General features: G+C 43.0%; 14 protein-coding genes. 8 read left to right on the plus strand and 6 right to left on the minus strand.

Features of this window, described 5'->3' with window-relative positions:
• Window positions 1-63: 63 nt before the first annotated feature.
• Window positions 64-1422, plus strand: coding sequence for a DNA repair protein RadA (gene radA, locus BROSI_RS07115; protein WP_052563053.1), 1359 nt, complete (start codon window positions 64-66; stop codon window positions 1420-1422).
• Window positions 1423-1427: 5 nt separating this feature from the next.
• The gene (locus BROSI_RS07120; RefSeq protein ID WP_157842422.1) at window positions 1428-2435 is read left to right on the plus strand and encodes an SHOCT domain-containing protein; all 1008 of its coding nucleotides are present in this window, start codon (window positions 1428-1430) and stop codon (window positions 2433-2435) included.
• A 90-nt stretch (window positions 2436-2525) separates the two neighbouring features.
• On the opposite strand, the gene BROSI_RS07125 is transcribed toward BROSI_RS07120, so the two are convergent.
• The 4 genes from BROSI_RS07125 to BROSI_RS07140 form a co-directional block, all read right to left on the minus strand.
• Window positions 2526-3314 (minus strand): ElyC/SanA/YdcF family protein, encoded by a 789-nt coding sequence (locus tag BROSI_RS07125; protein ID WP_052563055.1) that lies wholly within the window; start codon window positions 3312-3314, stop codon window positions 2526-2528.
• 29 nt (window positions 3315-3343) lie between these two features.
• Entirely contained in the window at window positions 3344-4345 is a 1002-nt protein-coding gene (locus tag BROSI_RS07130) for a methyltransferase (RefSeq protein WP_052563056.1), read from the minus strand.
• 27 nt (window positions 4346-4372) lie between these two features.
• Window positions 4373-5269, minus strand: a complete 897-nt coding sequence (locus BROSI_RS07135; protein ID WP_052563057.1) for a complex I NDUFA9 subunit family protein — start codon at window positions 5267-5269, stop codon at window positions 4373-4375.
• A gap of 180 nt (window positions 5270-5449) precedes the next feature.
• Window positions 5450-8035, minus strand: coding sequence for a helicase C-terminal domain-containing protein (locus BROSI_RS07140; RefSeq protein ID WP_052563058.1), 2586 nt, complete (start codon window positions 8033-8035; stop codon window positions 5450-5452).
• A 311-nt stretch (window positions 8036-8346) separates the two neighbouring features.
• On the opposite strand from BROSI_RS07140, the gene BROSI_RS07145 reads away from it, so the two are divergent.
• From BROSI_RS07145 to BROSI_RS07160, 3 genes are all read left to right on the plus strand, one after another.
• Window positions 8347-9492, plus strand: a complete 1146-nt coding sequence (locus BROSI_RS07145) for a pyridoxal-phosphate-dependent aminotransferase family protein (protein ID WP_052563059.1) — start codon at window positions 8347-8349, stop codon at window positions 9490-9492.
• Between the two features lie 457 nt (window positions 9493-9949).
• Window positions 9950-10354: a CheR family methyltransferase gene (locus BROSI_RS07155; RefSeq protein WP_052563061.1), complete on the plus strand. Its 405-nt coding sequence runs from the start codon at window positions 9950-9952 to the stop codon at window positions 10352-10354.
• Complete coding sequence (locus BROSI_RS07160) at window positions 10264-10608, plus strand: GAF domain-containing protein (protein WP_230400728.1); 345 nt, start codon at window positions 10264-10266, stop codon at window positions 10606-10608. The genes BROSI_RS07155 and BROSI_RS07160 overlap by 91 nt, the downstream gene beginning before the upstream one ends.
• Window positions 10609-10843: 235 nt before the next feature.
• Here the strand turns inward: BROSI_RS07160 and dprA are convergent, their stop codons facing one another.
• Complete coding sequence (gene dprA, locus BROSI_RS07165) at window positions 10844-11944, minus strand: DNA-processing protein DprA (RefSeq protein ID WP_052563063.1); 1101 nt, start codon at window positions 11942-11944, stop codon at window positions 10844-10846.
• Window positions 11945-12043: 99 nt separating this feature from the next.
• Window positions 12044-13123, minus strand: a complete 1080-nt coding sequence (gene aroB, locus BROSI_RS07170; protein ID WP_052563064.1) for a 3-dehydroquinate synthase — start codon at window positions 13121-13123, stop codon at window positions 12044-12046.
• 1173 nt (window positions 13124-14296) lie between these two features.
• Here aroB and BROSI_RS07180 point away from each other — a divergent pair.
• The 3 genes from BROSI_RS07180 to BROSI_RS19800 all read left to right on the plus strand — a co-directional run bounded on the left by BROSI_RS07180 (window position 14297) and on the right by BROSI_RS19800 (window position 17946).
• On the plus strand, window positions 14297-16738 hold the full coding sequence (locus tag BROSI_RS07180; RefSeq protein WP_052563066.1) for a response regulator: 2442 nt from the start codon (window positions 14297-14299) through the stop codon (window positions 16736-16738).
• Between the two features lie 94 nt (window positions 16739-16832).
• Window positions 16833-17204 carry a response regulator gene (locus BROSI_RS07185; RefSeq protein ID WP_052563067.1) on the plus strand — a complete coding sequence of 124 codons (372 nt, stop codon included), beginning with the start codon at window positions 16833-16835 and terminating at the stop codon, window positions 17202-17204.
• A 7-nt stretch (window positions 17205-17211) separates the two neighbouring features.
• Window positions 17212-17946 carry a response regulator gene (locus BROSI_RS19800; protein WP_082059092.1) on the plus strand — a complete coding sequence of 245 codons (735 nt, stop codon included), beginning with the start codon at window positions 17212-17214 and terminating at the stop codon, window positions 17944-17946.
• Window positions 17947-17968: the final 22 nt, after the last annotated feature.

Below are 17968 nucleotides of genomic sequence, written 5' to 3' on the forward strand. Positions count from 1 at the left end.
AAACTCTTCCCTTTTTTATTTTTATGAAATCCGTTGTAGTGTAACAGATTTGCTCATGTAAACATGACAAAAACAAACGTGGTATATGTTTGTCAGCATTGCGGCTGGAAGAGCCTGAAATGGGTAGGACGCTGCGGAGGTTGCGGGGAATGGGACTCGACGATAGAAGAGCTTGGCACGCCTGCCGGTTCTGGTTATAAATCATTTACCATCAGTCGCGAATTGCCACAACCAATAACACAGGTAAAACTGCTTGAATGTCCTAGTATTGAAACAGGGATGGAAGAATTTGACAGGATTCTTGGCGGTGGACTGATTGCTGGTTCGGCAGTATTGATCGGAGGGACACCGGGAATAGGCAAATCTACGCTCCTTTTACAGGTATGTCAGTATATTAGCAAAAAAGGGTATACCACCCTTTATGTGACAGGGGAAGAATCGGTTGCTCAGACAAAACTTCGTGCGGAGAGGTTGTCTATTTTGTCGGATAATTTATTGGTCGTTGCGGAAACAAATCTGGATTTCATTCTGGAAAACATCCACAATACCCGACCAACCCTTGTTGTAATCGATTCTATTCAAATGATTTATAAGTCACAAATAGAGTCCGCACCCGGTACGGTTGCTCAGGTACGTCAATGTGCCAATGATCTCATTTCCGTTGCTAAATCTACAGGTTCTGCAATTTTCCTGGTAGGGCATGTCACCAAGCAGGGCATTATTGCCGGTCCTAAAGTATTAGAACATATGGCTGACACGGTTTTGTATTTTGAGGGAGAAAAATTTCAATGCTACCGCATCTTGCGGGTGGTAAAAAACAGGTTCGGTTCCACCGATGAGATAGGGATATTCGAGATGAGAAAAAATGGATTACAGCCGGTGGATAACCCGTCTGAGATATTTATTTCACAAGGTCGAAGGATTAGTGCCGGCTCTGCTATTATTTCCTGCATGGAAGGGACTCGCGCCTTGCTAGTCGAGATACAGGCGCTTGTCACTAGGGCGAACTTTGGTATGCCCGAACGAAAAGTCAGCGGGGTAGACTATAATCGGGTTTCGATGATCCTTGCCATCCTTGAAAAACGGATAGGACTAAAGCTTGGGGGACAGGACGTCTTTGTGAATATCGTAGGAGGAGTTCAGGTGGATGAACCCGCAGCTGACCTTGGTATTGCCATGACAATTACGTCAAGCTTTAAAGAAAAGGTAATTCCTTCCGATATCGTGTTTGTTGGAGAGGTAGGGTTGGGAGGAGAGGTTCGTAGTGTAAGCCAGATTGAGATCCGATTAAAAGAGGCGCAGAGATTGGGTTTTAAAAGGGCAATTGTTCCAAAGGATAACACAAAGGGGATTGCTAATGACCTGGGAATAGAACTGAGCGAAGTATGTTATCTTTCCGAGGCTGTAGAAATCATAGGATGAATTTCGTGAGAAATCAAAGATTGAAGCACACACTTTTGTTTATGGGAATTGTCTGCATGATGTTCTTTTGTAAGTTTTATGATGCCTATGCAGATACTTATACAGACGGTAGGATTATAGTAAAACACGAGGAATTACCCGTAAAAAAGAATGGCCGTCATATTCAATTTGATCATCCCTATGAAGTGGCAGGGAATGTTATTACCAATGCGTTGTCTTATATCTATTTTGAAGAAAAGGGCCTGTTGAAAAAGAAAGGAACCTTAAGGGTCTTTCAGGACGATGAGATAAGAAAATTGGTTCCCCTGATTGTCCAGGCGCTTTCCGTTGCAACGCCGACACAGGTTGTTACTGTTTCATCCTATTCTGAGCGCATACTTTTGACCGACCAGCAGAATTATTGCGCCATATTTATTTCAGATCGCAATCTTAACATTGCCTTCAGCCGCATTCATATGTTTCAGTCATATAATGATGCCATGTCAGAGAAAAAACGATATACAACGGCAAAAGAGAATCCTTCGCGGATAAGTCACAGCCGCTTTTGGAAGTTGGTCCCGTCAGCAGGACAAAGGTTAGAACCAAGTCATGAAAACTGGCTTGTTATAGACTTGTCCAACGAAATGTACCAACAACCTGTAGCGCAAAGGGTGGGGACGGTTGATGAAAAGATCAAGATGGGTACGTCTGAACTGGATGCCCGCCTGAAGAAGCTGGAAGAAAGAATGGTGGCTGCCGATGAAACGAAAGTAAATAAACCAATAACTTCAGTAAGAGAAAACGGCAGTGAAAGCAAGATAAAAAGTAAGTTGGTCATACTGCGTGAAATGATGGAAGATGAAATTATATCCGAAGAGGATTACGACTACAAAAAAGTCAAAATGCTCAGAGAAGCTATGGGCGATATGAGTATAAAGGAACAGTTGCAGGTGATAAAAGACTTAAAAATCGAAGGGCTTATTACAGAAGACGATTATAACGAAAAAAAGAAAGAATTATTGGATCAATTCTAATTGCCGCGAAAGGGCCGTTTCCCTGCCCGCTTCTTTTTCAGAAAAATTAAATTTGATAAAAAATTCCATATTAATCTTATTATCATTCTTTTATAACTGCCCTCGCAGCTTCGCCCAAACAAGTCCTAAATATTCATGGAAAGCGCTCTCAGTTTTAAAGAATCCGCCTGCGTCCGGGAAAAACTGGAAAGGATTGCTACCTTGGCTTTCTTTGACCAAATAACCTGTAGGGGCGGGAATGGGGCGCATGCCCAATTTTTTAAACAGTGCCATTGAGCGTGGCATATGAACGGCGGAAGTAACCAGAATAAATTCATCATCACCGACGATTGGTTTCATGAATTGCGCCTGGTCTGCCGTATCTTTTGAACATGTCTCTAAAATGATATCTTCATGTTTTACGCCGATGGCCCTGGCAACCTTCTCCAGAGTTTCTGCCTCGGCGACCGCATCAAAAACCTTTCCTCCTGATAAAATAAGTTTGCTTCCCGGTATTTCGTTGTGGAGTCTTATGCCTTCTATCAGACGAACTAACGACGCATCCGAGATTTGACTGGTAACAGGGATGTTTGGGTCAGAGGTGTGTCCTCCGCCCAAAACAACAATCCACCTCACCGATGGGATAATATCACTGCCGGATATATCTGATGTTGCAGCTATGCCGAGCGGCAGATATTGACGCTCTAATGGTCTTAAAAGTACGTTTGGAATACCCCTGTAGCTCAGGATTGTAAATAGAATCACGCCGGCTGTAACGATAAACTTTCCGATCCTTTGTTTTCTGGTAAACAAGAGCAGAAATAATCCAATAACCAATATTTCCAGGCAGAAAGGAACAGGAGAAAAGAATTGGGCAATAATCTTTTTTAAGACAAACATCTTTTCAGAAAGAACTGATAATTTAATTATTATTTCTTGCCAATAATCAGGGTCGAATTGGATTCCAAATCCATCCTTTTTATATCCCTAAAACCGCTTTTTACAAGCCATTCCCGATATTCAGCCTCGCTGTAAGATGCTCCTTCCTGTGTACCGATAAGCATATTGAGGCTGAAGAGTGCTGCAAATTGTGGACTTGTCCTGGTTTCGTCCAGTACAAATTCATGGATTAGCACTTGGCCGCCGTCTTTTAAGGCATCCCAACACTTCTTGAGGATCATGGTGTTATTTGTGGGACTATAAATATGTAAAAGGTTTGAGGCAAGGATCGCATCGTAGGTGCTTTCCCCAAAGGTGTCTTCCAGACAATTACCCGGTTGTGTGCTAACACGGTCGTCCATGTTTGCAGCCGTAATAAATTCCCGGGTGAGTTTGATTACATGCCCAAGATCAAAGACGGTGGCATGCAGATACGGATTGGCCTGTGCAAGCGCGATAGAATATGTACCAGGGCCACCTGCAATATCCAACAACCTATTTGCCTTTTTTAAATCAATCTTTCTGCAAAGTTCCTCTGACTTTACCGAGGCGATGTTATGCATTGCCGTAATAAAAATTCTGAGATCATACTGATCTACTTCTTCGGGTAAATCTTTTATCGAAACAGGTTTTCCGGTTTCTATTGTCTCTCGCAGCATTGTCCAGTTTTCCATCATATTATGGAAATGATGGATGAAATCTCCCAGGTAATGGGGCATTCCTTTGATCAGGTGGAGATTTGATAGGTAGGTATTTTTGTAAGAGCCTTCCTCTTTAGCCAGTATTTCAAGGGAAACGAGTGCATTGAGGAGCATCTCGGTTGCCCGTTCATTGGTGCGGATAGATTGCGAAATTTCTTTCGTGGTGAGCTTGTTTTTGCCAATAAGCGTAAATAGGTCAAATTCTACGGCTGTAAAAAGGACATGAGATTTCCAATAGCCACAACTAAGTTGAAGGAGGTAATCAAAATGTGGATAGTTCGTAGAAGTCATTGTCGTTTAAATGAAATTCCTCCGTTTTTATAGTATAAGATACCTGGATATTCCCGTTTTAAAACAAATGGGTTTGATGCTAAAGTGTTCAAAAAACGGTTTTTCGTCACAGGTATTACCCTCCAGTAACATAATAATTTGCTCTTTCGTAACGGGAAAGGCGGGTAACCAATCAAGCATTTCTGCTGCAAGGCTCATGAGGAAAACAGGAATATGTAGCTTGTGCGGTGGTACACAGAGGACGTCACCAATGATATCAATGATTCGATTAAACTCAATCTTTTCTGGTCCACCCACATCAAAAGTTTTGCCTACGGCGTCTTCTTGTTCTATCGATTTGACAAAGCCCATCGAAACATTTTCTACTGCCACGGGTTGCATCTGATACCTTCCGTTGCCTATTACGGGCACAAATTGTTGGGTTTTTAGCATGCCAGCAAACAGATTGACAAATTTATCTCCAGGCCCAAAGATAATCGAAGGACGAAAAATAGTGTAATCAAGCCCAGCGTTTCTTACGCATTCTTCTGCACGGGACTTGGTTTGTTGATAAGGGGTCTTGCCGTCTGGACGCGCTCCCAGTGCGCTCATCTGAATGAATCGCCTAACCCCCTGTTCTCGTGCTGCCCTGACAAGATTTGCCGTCCCCTCGTAATGCAATTTCTCAAAGGTAATCCCTTTTCCGGGGAACTCTCTGATAATTCCAACGAGATTGATAATGGTATCACACCCTGCTAATTTGCCAGGTAAACTGCTGGGATCTGTAATATCGCCATGCACGATTTCAACATCTTTATAATGCGCAATCTTTTGTTCAGAACCCTGTCGAAGGATGCATTTAACCTGATAGTTATTTTCCAGCAAATCATGAAGTATTTGTTTTCCTACAAAACCCGTACTGCCTGTCAAAAAAACCTTCATCATCTGTTACCTCCTGAATGATGTAATTATGTACTTCCTGCCTGTATTTATGCAGTCAAAAGGGTAGTCAGGGAGTTGCTTCTTACGGCATTCCCGAGGGAGAAACAGCTCCTTATCACTTCTTGTTCTCTTTTCCGAAGAGGGGTGTATTCATAAATAATTTCCCTGAAGAACGCACTTTTATCAGCAGGTATTTTCCTGATGGGAAGGGACAAGGCTCCTGCATAAAAACAACCCCATTTCTCGAAAAACAATGTCCCTCTTGTCCTTAATGCATCTGGCATCCGGAAGAGACCGGAGAAATGTATGTCCATATTTTTTTGTAATCACACGACGATCGAAGATGATCACTACCCCCTTATCCTCACGACTGCGTATGAGTCTTCCGAAGCCCTGTTTGAATTTAATGACAGCCATTGGTAAGGAGTAATCGTAGAAGGCATCACCTCCATATTTTTCGATGGCCTCCGCCCTGGCCTCGATAATCGGTTGTGTAGGTACCTTAAACGGTAATCGGGTGAGAATGACGCATTCCAAAGCGTCCCCCTTGACATCAATTCCCTCCCAGAAGCTGTCCGTAGCAAATAAAACCGAGGTCGTGTCTTTTTTAAAGGCTTCAAGGAGGTTGTGGCGGTTATCCATTCCCTGCCTCAAACAGGTATAACCGAGTTGTGTAATCTGCGGCTCTAACCTTCGATAGAGGGTGTCAAGAAGGCTATATGATGTAAACAGAATTAATGCACGCCCTTCTGAGATTTTCACGGTTTTCAGGATACTCTCATCGAGGGCTGGAACATAACCCGGTTTGTCAGGTTCTGGAATATCCGTGGGAATTCCTATAATAGATTGCCTCTTATAATCAAAGGGAGAATCTACGATTAATTCGGACAGGCGATCCTCCGGCATTTGGTGTAAGCCAATATTGTTTTTAAAGAATCCAAAGGTCTTGCTTATCGTCAATGTGGCTGAGGTCAGTATTATTGTAGTATAATTGTCATACAGATATGCCTTCAAATTGCCGGAAATGGACAGTGGGGCTGCGCAAAATCGAATGACTGGCACCCCTGCATACCTTTTGATTTCCATCCATTTGCAAGTCCTTTCATCTTCTGTAATGAAGGAGGCAAGGTCGCCTGCTACCAATTTCAGACGCGTCTTGCAGGATACAATATCTATCAGCACGGGTGAAAGAGTATCTTGTGCTTTTCTGGATAGTTCCTCAAATGCATTTAACAGAGATGTTAATAGTGACACGAATTTGAGAATGTCCGTGCTTAATGCCCTGAGTCCTATCTCTATAACGTCTTGCCACAGGGTTGTGGAAAACATGCTTGTCGTGATACGTAATTTGGTCTCGTTTTCTTTTGTGTCATCTCTGTGAAAGTTTTTATTCTTCATGTACTCGCTTAGTGCCCTGGAGATATTTTCAAAGACCCCTTGAACGGTATCGTAGAGACGCTGCCTTTCCTCCAGGATCTCTGCGTTGATTCTATTGGTAACTTCCATTGCAATAGATTTATCGTGAATCGAACTCATTTCCTTGAGCTTGTTTTTAAGGTACTGCAGAAGTCCTTTTCTGTTATCCTTTAAGTTAATCAGTCTTCCCAATAGCTTTGTTATCCTTACTCTCGAAATCGTGCAGCTCATATGTGCCGTTGCCACATCCTCAAGGTGGTGTGCTTCGTCAATAATGATTTTCTTAAAAGGCGGCAAGATTGCTACGGCATCATAACCCTTTGTTTCTTTGCGCACGATCAGATCGGCCATCAGAAGATAGTGATTTACCACCAACACATCAGCGCTGGCTGCATTTCTCCGGGCAATATAAAAAAAGCATTCGTCATAAAACTGACACTTCAGCCGCGTGCACTGGTCGGCCTCCGATTGTATTGCTTCCCAGACATCCTCCTGTGGCACAAAATTCAGGTCTGCCTTGCTCCCATCCTGTGTCTTTGTTGCCCATTCCAGCAGATCGTTCAGCTGCTGCCGATCTTTATCGTCAATTAATATGCCACCCTCAGAACGTAAATTATAAACCTTCCTCAGGCACAGGTAATTATTCCTGCCCTTTACCAGCACACTCTTAAAATTGAGCCCACAACACTTTCTGAGTATAGGAATGTCCTTTTCGATTAACTGTTCCTGAAGATTTATCGTGTGGGTAGAAAGTACTACCCGTTCCTGGTTTTTCATACTCCAGAATACAGCCGGGACAAGATACGCCAGCGATTTCCCCGTCCCTGTTCCAGCTTCAATCACAGCAATTTTGTCTGCATTAAACGCATCAACAACCGATTTTAGCATCTCGACCTGTGGCTTGCGATATTCATACTGAGACAAACACCGTGAAAAATTTCCTCCAGGTTGAAATTGTGTGGATAATTCATCAGAGTTTAGCCGCTCACACCCCCGCTCTTTCTTAACCGTTATCACCGGGTATAGATATTCTACGTTGTTATCCACAATATAGCATCCTACCCCAAGTTGTCCCATATATGACGCAATCTCAATGTCCGCATCGGAGGGATCCAGGATACCTTCCGGATGATTATGGATAATAACGTCACCATATCTTGCCTCTTTGATGATGGCAGGTACGGCACGTTTATTTCCCATGGCGTAAACATCTACATCAGTTACCACCTGTTCATTATTCAGTCTGCCCACCAGAAATACCTCGTTTCCACCTGCCTTTTCAACGACGTCACGGATAGACAAGATAGCGTCAGGTGCTATAAAATCCCTGGCAAACCATTTACTTGTTTTCATAATTTAGTGTTTGGAGATTTTACTGTGATCAACTTGTTCCCAGGCTCAGGCTTGGGTGTCAGAAAATCTTAATGTAGTATAAAACAAAATACGCATATTATACAATGAAAAACAGGTTAATTTGACCGCCTGGCACAAAGACACAAAAATTGGAGAACAGTTTCTCTGACATCATTTGCTGATTAAGGCTATCGGATTGTGAATCCCCTTTGCGTCTGGTGTCTTGGAATTGTCTTTTGTTTTATCGCTTGACTCTTTTTCACGTTTTCATATAATAAATTTTTCTTTAATCTCTGAAAGGAAATAATATCATGAAAAAAAATTATCTGTTTACACCGGGACCAACCATGGTGCCACCTGAGGTTGCATTGGCTGAGGCGCAACCCATGATCCATCACAGGACGCCGCAGTTTTCACAAATCTTTTATGAGTTAAGCGAGGACTTAAAGTACTTATTCCAGACAAAGACAGGCGAGGTCTTTACCCTCATGTCGTCGGGAACGGGCGCTATGGAGGCATGCGTTGCGAATGTCTTGTCCAGAGGCAATAAGGCGCTGGTTGTTATCAGTGGAAAATTCGGTGAGCGCTGGGCAGAGTTGTGCAAGTGTTTTGGCATTGAGACTATTACGATTGATGTTGAAAATGGCAAGGCAGTGAATCCGGCAGATATTGACGCCGCACTCAAGAAGACGTCTGGAATTAGTGCCGTATTTACAACTCAGTGCGAGACCTCTACCGGTGTCGTGCATGATATAAAATCCATTTCTTCTCTTGTGAAGAAATATGGGGCACTCATGATCGTTGATTCCATTACAGGGATCGGTGTCCATCAATTTTTCATGGACGAATGGAATATTGATGTTGCTATTACTGGTTCGCAGAAAGGATGCATGATGCCGCCCGGTCTGGCCTTTGTTTGCGTTAACAGCGGCGCCTGGAGTGTTATTGACAAGGCGGATTTGCCCAGATATTATTGGGATTTCCGAAAGATGCGGAAAGAGTTAAAAGACAAGACGACCCCCTTTACACCTGCGGTTTCTCTGGCCATGGCAATGAAGACGGCTATGGATATGATTAAAAAGGAAGGGATTGAGAATGTGTGGAAGAGACACGCCCGCCTTGCCAATGCCACAAGGGAAGGTGCAAAGGCGCTTGGCCTGGAACTCTTTGCCGGGGAATATTCAAGCAACGTGCTGACAGCAATTAAGGCACCCAAAGGGGTAGATGTTGATAAGATTATAAAAAAGCTGCGGGATGAAACAGGGGTAACTTTTACCGGTGGACAAGACGAGTTGAAAGGGAAAATTATCAGGATTGGCCACATGGGTTATGTAAATGACTTCGATATCATTGTTGCCATTGCTGCACTTGAAAAAGGACTTTATGAAGCGGGATATGCCGTAGAATTAGGGAAAGGGCTTTCTACGGTGCAATCGTTGCTCGTAAGTAAGAAATAAAAACAACCATCGGATAACTATCTAGTCATTGGTGTTCTAAGTAGGAGCCGGCGCCCGTTGGCGACTCTGTTGTGTGCACGTCGCTGTGGATTGTCGATCGCTGTTAGGTGGTGGCTCCTGCCTGGCGTGCTATCATTTCCCGAATGCCTTTGAGACTCCTCAGAAACGCACAGGTAATAAGATTTTAGTGTCTTCAGAAAAATATTTTGGCAATTTTGGCAAAAACATTTTCGCTGGCACCATGTAGGGCAACCCTTTGGGCTTGCTTTCTTGCAATAAACACAAGATTTTATCGTGAGTCCAGCCGGACGGTTGAGGCCTTGCCTTGCATTTCTCTCCCGAGCCGGCATTTCAAAATTCAAATATTTGCTACCGATATAGATTCCGATGCCATCAATTTTGCCCGTGCTGGTGTCTACCCGAAAGTATTGTCACAGATATACCACATGAGTTACTGATGTATTTTACCAGTAAAACAGATGATACATATGTTATCAACAGCCGGATCCGGGGAATGGTGACCTTTGCGAACCACAATTTCATCAAAGATCCGCCTTTTTCCAAACTGGACGTAGTCAGTTGCAGAAATCTGTTGATTTATTTAGAGCCCGTGTTGCAGAAAAAACTCATACCGCTTTTTCACTATATACTAAATCCGGAAGGATTTCTTGCTCTCGGAAACTCAGAGACTGTCGGGGAGTTTACTCACCTGTTTTCAGTCGTGGATGAGAAGTGTAAAATCTTTCAGGCTGGAATTTTGGAGAGATATGGATTCCTGATTCCACCGGTACATATCTCGTACGAAATGCGACATGGTATAGCACTGTTGATGGTTTGGAAAAATTTACTCTTTCAAGTATAGGGCTTACGCTTCCGAAGGGCGCAGGACTTCCCGGTCGCGTCTGGTCATCGAAACAGCTGGAGTGGGTGAAAGATGTTGCCCATGATACGAATTTCATAGGTGCGCAGGTCGCTCTGGAAATTGGGTTCAAAGCCGGGCTGGCAATCCCAATCCTTGCAAGGAAAGAAGTCGTTGCGGTGATGGTGTTCTTTGTGTTTGAAGAACGTGAAGAGGATAAACAGCTTATTAATCTCATTTCATCTGTTGCTTCATAATTGGATTTGTTTATTCGGCAAAAACAGGTGGAAGAGATGTAAAAGAAACTGGATGTGCTGCAAAAGGAGTAAAATAGCACGTATTTTTCTCTTGTGGTTATCCAAAACAGCGTCCAATAATGGGCTGAAGTTTGCTATAGTGAGTGAAAAAAAACGTTGACGCAGCCCAGTACTAAAAGCACTGACAGTACAGTTTGATATTTACAATCTATTTCAGGCAAGTTGTATTCAACAATTATGCCTTGACAAACCTTTTGCCTGAAAGTTGTTTCACCAATTTCTTTATTTCGAGGATCATGAGAGTGCTTGATACGACGGAGGTGGGGAGCTTTGCGATGCGTATAATTTCGTCTATGTCTTTCGGGCTGCTGGATAAGAGAGAGAATATTTTTTTTTCCTGAGAGTTCAACGACAGGCTTCTTGGGTCATTTGTTGCAGAATCGTCTGATGTCCTTAGCGTTTCTGCTATTGGTCCTAACTCTTGAATGATATCGGTAATATTCTCGACGAGTTTTGCACCTTCCTTGATGAGTTTGTGTGTGCCCCGGCTATAAATGTTATCAATATTGCCCGGGACGGCAAAGACCTCTTTCCCCTGTTCGAGCGCCCACTGGGCAGTTATCAGGGAGCCACTGTTTAGCGCCGATTCGACCACAAGCACCCCTAGAGACAAGCCGCTAATAAGCCTGTTTCTCGGTGGGAAATTGCGAAAATCGGGTGGTGTGTTCATGGGAAATTCAGATACCAGAGCGCCGTGCCGGGCGATTTGTTCTGCCAGTTCGATATTTTCCCGGGGATAAATAACTCCTAGGCCACAGCCGAGCACTGCAATGGTACGTCCGTTGGATTGAATGGCGCCACGATGTGCAGCAGCATCTATTCCCCGTGCCATACCGCTTACAATACAAAGTCCCTTCTGGGCAAGGAGCCGGCTAAAACGCTCTGCCTGAGAGAGACCGTAATAGGTGCAACGTCGTGCTCCTACAATGGCGAGGGCAAGGATGTCCGATTCGAGGATATTGCCCTTTACATAAAGGACAAGTGGTGGGTCGTAGATAGTCTTGAGGTGTTTCGGATACTGTTCACTCGTGTAAGGCAGGATCTGAACGTCCTTTTCTTTGGCCAGATTCATCTCAGTTGAAATGTCAATGTTTTTGGATTCCTCGACAATAGCGTTTGCTAGCTTTGGACCGATGCCCGGTACTGCCTCTAGTTCTGATTTGGTTGCGCTGAGGATTGCCTCCGAAGAACCGAACCTATCTAAAAGTGTTTTATATGTCCGTATACCAATCCCCTTCGTCATATTCAGACGTAAGAGGGCCTCAAACTCCGTCAATGTGGTCTCCTCAATTAGTCCTTTGGCAGCTTTTATAACAGTAGTGGCAAGGCTCGCCTTGCCACTTGCATAGTTGGTTTGGAATTCCTTAGCATTATATTAAAGAGGCTTATTCAAGACGCGGTATAAAATTTCCTCAGTTACCTGGTCCGATATAATAACCTCACCAATTTTTATGGGCAGGATAAAACGAAGCCTGCCGGAAATGGCCTTTTTGTCGGTGTATAGCGCTTTTACAATGTCCGATGATTTTAATCCTGTATGAATCGGCAACCCCAATCGTTTTATTAATGAAAATTGCCGCTCCAATACCCCATGATCAGTCAATCCCATTTCAACGGCAATCCTAGTGGCGTAAAGCATGCCAATGGCTACTGCTTCCCCATGTCTGTATTTTTTGTAGTCGGTGACCGTCTCGATGGCATGACCGATGGTATGTCCATAGTTTAATATGGCGCGCAGGTGTTTTTCTTTTTCGTCTTCTTCCACAACATTTGCCTTGATCTGACATGATGTGGCGATAATTTTCAGAAGGGCAGTGTCGTTCAGTTGTAATATGTCATAAAGGGACTTTTCTATATATTCAAATAATTCAGCGTCTCTGATTACTCCATACTTGATAACCTCCGCAAGCCCTCCCACAAGTTCTGTCGCCGGTAATGTGGAGAGGGTATCGGTATCGATAAAAACAGCTTTGGGCTGGTAAAAACTCCCGATCATATTTTTCCCTTTCGGGTGGTTCACGGCCACTTTGCCTCCAATACTGCTGTCTACCTGCGCAAGGAGTGACGTGGGCACCTGAATGAAGGGGATACCCCGCATGAAAGTAGCAGCCACGAAACCGCTGATGTCACCCACCACGCCTCCGCCTAATGCAACGATAAGGGAGTTCCTGTCCAGCTTATGATCAAAACATGCGTCATAAAGTGTCAGTGCTGTTTCCAGGGTCTTCTGCTCTTCACCGGGTTTCAGCGAGATAAGCCTGACATCAAATGTATTTCGCACCAGACTTTCCGATACGATATTACCGTAAACCTTTTCAATGTTTTTGTCGGTAATCAGGAGTGTCTTGCACGGTGCTTTCTCTTTTACTAAGGCGTCCCCAATTTTCCCGAGAATGCCTTTGTCGATAGAAATGTTGTAACTATTGGAGGGTAAGTTAACACGTATCGTCTTCATAAAAGTTACTATTACCTGAATCTTGCATAAGTGCAGGATAAAAGATGGTGAAACTATAAAGATTACCTCATTATAATAGGGTAAGTGAGATTAACCGAATAATAAGAGGAGGTCGTCCAGATGGTTAAAAAGTAAAATAAGAATACCGCCAAAAGGGAGGAAAATCAAGAAGAAGGTGTCTGCCCAGCAAAGACTAGTAAAATAGGGCATTCTACGCCGTATGATTATTACAGTGAGCGGTTAAGCCCATTGGAATGGCTTTTGGGGCTGGTAAAGTTTGTGGAAGCTTATAATAAACGCCATGCACTTGCACACTTATTTTCATGACCTTTTGTGAGCCTTTGGCTCATGATTGTTTACTGCGGATTTAATCCGGAATACCGATTCTGTCTGTCCTGTACAGGTTGAGCACACTGTTTCAGTTCTCTTCCACAATCGTTCAGTGGCACTACAGCAGATAATGCTTCCAGATAACGCTCATTGACAATTTTTGATACTTCAGTAGAACGGGATTTATTTGCCGGGAAAGAGCATCAAATGTCTTTGTAAGATTGGCGTCAAGAAGCCTTTCCGCTATCTCTTGTTTCCGCTTTACATCATCAACTTGAATATCATTCGGTCAAACGTTGAAAGTGCCCCCGTGATTTTGTTATAGTATTACCCTGTAAAAACTTCTTTTTTTGTAAGTTTTTCTTCGTACCCTTCGTGTTCTTCGTGATTAAGTTCTTTTGGGTTACGGCTTTGCTGCGCTGGGATATTGCTCTAGAAATTTCTCTATTGCCGTTGCATGGTACGATTCCCACTCTGTCAGGCTTGGAACTCAGTTTTATGAAATCGAACCAGTGGTAGGGAGTAAACGGGAAGGATATATTTGAAAAGCTTGTTGCTTAGAGAATTAATACAAAAAAGGAACAGATAGAGGGTCAGCGACTCTTTTAGAGAAAAATAGTTGCCAAACCTGACAAGGAGCAGGCATAATGGTTTCATCGATGAGGAACTGGATTTCATCCCGTCAATTTCGCTCACAGCTACGATATTAAATACGTCTAAGTAAAGAATTGGACGCAGAGGATTGAGATTGGTAAAATAATACATAAAATGATTGTTACCAAAGGAGAAGAAAATGAGCATTGGGATTACGGTTGAATTAAAAGTGGAAGATATTGCAAATAAATGAAGATCAGACATAAACTTGTTATCCTCCTGGCCGTGCTGCTGGTTACCCTGAACGGCGTGATTGCCTTTTCAGTTTATAAACGAACACGTCAGGAATTTATCAAAGAGGTTCGCGAAAAGGCCAAGTTGATTGCTACGGAATTAGAAACTACCAGAAATTATCTTGCCTTCGCCTTACAAACGTCCAAAATCGGGATTACAGAACAGACAAAACCTTTTATTCCTGCCGTTTCAGGCCATGCCATTGGCTTAAAATTTGCCGAAAAAACCGGATATATTATTAAACAAACAAGTATGAAATATAGAAATTTGTTCAATAAACCCGATCCCTTTGAAGAAATGGTGCTCAGGAAAATGGAGGAAAATCATAATCTTACTGAGTATTGGAATGATGACGTTATAGATGGGAAAAGGGTGGAACGTTATCTGTACGCCTTATACGTAAAAGAAGATTGTCTCCTTTGCCACGGACCAGAAGAAAAAGCCCCAGAATTTATACGAAAAAATTACGATGCAGGTTACGATTATAAAGTAGGAGAATTGCGAGGGGCGATAAGTGTCATTATTCCGAAAGAAATCGCTGAACAGCGGTTCGCAGCGAACGTTGTTTTCTTCATTACCGCCAGTTCTGTTAGTATCTTGTTGCTCGTGGCTATTATCTTTCTGACAACAGGAAAATTTATGAAGCCGATAGAAAGGTTAACGGCTGCTGTGGCTACCATCACAAAGACAGGTGATCTTACCACGAAAGTAGATATATTGTCTAAGGATGAGGTGGGACAGCTGGGCAGGGCATTTAATGATATGTCTACCAAATTGCAATCTACGTATGTTACGCTGGAGCAACGAATTGCCGAAAAGACTGCTCATTTGCAGCAGGCCGTTTTGGCCTTAGAACGAGCGAACAAGATGAAATCGGAGTTTCTGGCCAACATGTCACATGAACTGCGTACACCACTCAACGCCATAATCGGCTTTGCGGAGGTCCTCCGGGATAAGATTTCCGGCGACCTGAATGAAGAGCAGATGGACTTCGTCAATGACATTCACAGTAGCGGCCGCCATCTCCTTCAGATGATCAACGACATATTAGACTTGTCTAAGATCGAAGCAGGCAAAATGGAATTACAGTACGAAGCCTTTCTTGTGTCTGAGGCCATTGAGGATGTGTATACAATATTAAAAGGACTCGCCAGTAAAAAACATCTGGAATTGAAGACTGCAGTATTAACAGATGTGAAAAGCATAGAAGCGGACCGGGTCAAATTTAAACAAATCCTGTATAACCTGCTCTCGAATGCCATAAAATTTACTCCGGAAAACGGGAAAATTACCCTAGAGGCTGGCATTGTGGACGATATGTTGCAGGTATCGGTATCTGACACGGGGATTGGAATGAAATCGGAAGATCAGGAGAAGGTGTTTAAAGAATTCTGGCAGGCAGACAGCTCTTTTGCCAGAAAGTATGAAGGAACAGGATTAGGACTTGCCCTGACCAAAAGGATTGTCGAGATGCATGGAGGGAAAATCTGGTTTGAAAGTGAATACGGAAAAGGGAGTATATTTTATTTTGCATTACCCTTAAATGCCCCGGCCAAACCGATACACCCGAAAGAGAGCGAGGCCAAGCCTCGCCATATAGTACCCACCGGAGAAAAGGGGGCAAAAACCGTTTTAGTTGTTGAAGATGACCGTATGGCTGCTGACCTTCTTACCCTCTACTTAACAAATGCCGGATATAATGTTATCGTAGCTGTGGATGGTGAAGAGGCTATTAAAAAGGCGAAAGAATTCCACCCATTTTTGATTACCCTGGATATTATGTTACCAAAGAAAGATGGATGGGACGTCCTTTCTGAGCTGAAAAATTCTCAAGACGTCACCGATATACCGGTAGTCATCGTGTCGATTGTCGATAATAAAGAACTCGGCTTCAGCCTGGGCGCTGTAGAATATTTAATTAAACCTATCGATAGGGAAAAACTCATTACTACAGTGAATGCCTGCATTCCTATTGAAAGGATTGAGGGCAAACCTATGAAAATATTGGTCGTGGATGATGATGAAAAGGCTGTGAAATATATGAGCGCCATACTTGAAAATGCAGGCTTTGACGTACTGAAGGCATACAGTGGTAAAGCAGGAATCAATCTCGCTGTTAACAGCAACCCGGATCTCATGATACTCGACCTTATGATGCCGGAGGTAAGCGGTTTTGATGTAATTGAAAGGCTCAGGGTTCATCCAATAGCAAAGGGAATTCCTATCATTATTTGTTCTGCAAAGGATATTACCCCTGAGGAAAAAAAAGTATTAAACGGCCATATTTTAGCCATCGTTCAAAAGAGCAGCCATACGAAGGAAGACCTTCTTGCGGCTATTAAGAAGATAGAACAGTTACATGTTAAAAAAGACACCACAGAGGCAGAGAGTTCGTGATACGTTCTGAATCCCCAATTAGTATTTTTCATTTTTCTCTCTGTCCTGTGGTTAAATATGGGATAATCAGTCCTATTTCGATAAGGGAAATTGTATGCCTGACAAAAATGTAATGGTTGTTGAAGACAATGAAAAAAATCGGAAACTCATGCGTGTAGTGCTCAAGGCAAAGGGATACAATGTAATCGAGGCAACCACCGGTGAGGAAGCGTTAGCCATGTTAAAAAATCAAAAACCGGATATTATTCTTATGGATATCCAACTTCCGGGAATAGACGGCCTTACCCTGGCGAAACAAATCAAGGCAGATGCAATTACAAAAGACATCCCCATTATCGCCGTAACCGCTTATGCCATGAAGGGAGACGAACAGAAAATCTTAGACACAGGGTGTAATGCCTATGTCAGTAAACCTATCAACACACAGGAGCTCCCGCTCGTTATAGAAAAATATATAAAAAAATAGATAAGACATGAACAAGGCGAAAATATTAGTGGCTGATGATATCAAACAAAATGTAAAACTGCTCAGAGTGATTCTGACAGCGTCCGAGTATGATGTGATTGAGGCATATGACGGTGAAGAAGCATTAGAAAAAGCGAAAACGGAAAATCCCGATTTAATATTACTGGATATTATGATGCCCAGATTAACAGGATACGAGGTATGCCAGAAGTTGCGTGCGGATGGGACAACAAAAAATATACCTATCGTAATGATTACCGCCTTGCATGAAATGGACGATCGTATCAAGGGAATTGAAGCAGGCGCCAATGACTTCATCAGTAAACCCTTCAATAAAGCAGAACTCCTTGCCAGGGTAAAATCACTGCTCCGCATGAGACAACCATCTGTAAAAAGGGATGAAACACCGGTATTGGATACGATCTTATCTGGTCTGTCAGAAGGTGTAATTGTTGCTGATGAACAATGGAAAATAAAGAACATAAATCAGACAGCTCAGGAACTTTTACATATCCAGACCGACACGAAAGACATGGATCTCATGGCACATCTATCACGTATGAGATTATCTGTCCCCATGGAGACCCTCAGGAATTCTCAGGAAAAAGATACTGATTTTCAAATATTGTCTTCAAATACCCAGCACCCTTTCCATGCAAACGCCAGGATGACAAAGATATTTGATAATCACGGGAATATCACTGGTATTACCTTGATTGTAAGGAGGGAAGGAAATAAATGAATTCAAAACAGAAAGGAAAAAT

It is taken from the genome of Candidatus Brocadia sinica JPN1 (genome assembly GCF_000949635.1).
Classification (GTDB): Bacteria; Planctomycetota; Brocadiia; order Brocadiales; family Brocadiaceae; genus Brocadia; species Brocadia sinica.

Coding starts and splice junctions, on each gene's coding strand:
- BROSI_RS07125 (WP_052563055.1), bottom strand. CDS start 3,314: ATGTTTGTCTTAAAAAAGATTATTGCCCAATTCTTTTCTCCTGTTCCT.
- BROSI_RS07155 (WP_052563061.1), top strand. CDS start 9,950: ATGTATTTTACCAGTAAAACAGATGATACATATGTTATCAACAGCCGG.
- BROSI_RS07135 (WP_052563057.1), bottom strand. CDS start 5,269: ATGATGAAGGTTTTTTTGACAGGCAGTACGGGTTTTGTAGGAAAACAA.
- aroB (WP_052563064.1), bottom strand. CDS start 13,123: ATGAAGACGATACGTGTTAACTTACCCTCCAATAGTTACAACATTTCT.
- BROSI_RS19800 (WP_082059092.1), top strand. CDS start 17,212: ATGAACAAGGCGAAAATATTAGTGGCTGATGATATCAAACAAAATGTA.
- BROSI_RS07130 (WP_052563056.1), bottom strand. CDS start 4,345: ATGACTTCTACGAACTATCCACATTTTGATTACCTCCTTCAACTTAGT.
- BROSI_RS07185 (WP_052563067.1), top strand. CDS start 16,833: ATGCCTGACAAAAATGTAATGGTTGTTGAAGACAATGAAAAAAATCGG.
- radA (WP_052563053.1), top strand. CDS start 64: ATGACAAAAACAAACGTGGTATATGTTTGTCAGCATTGCGGCTGGAAG.
- BROSI_RS07145 (WP_052563059.1), top strand. CDS start 8,347: ATGAAAAAAAATTATCTGTTTACACCGGGACCAACCATGGTGCCACCT.
- BROSI_RS07180 (WP_052563066.1), top strand. CDS start 14,297: ATGAAGATCAGACATAAACTTGTTATCCTCCTGGCCGTGCTGCTGGTT.
- BROSI_RS07140 (WP_052563058.1), bottom strand. CDS start 8,035: ATGAAAACAAGTAAATGGTTTGCCAGGGATTTTATAGCACCTGACGCT.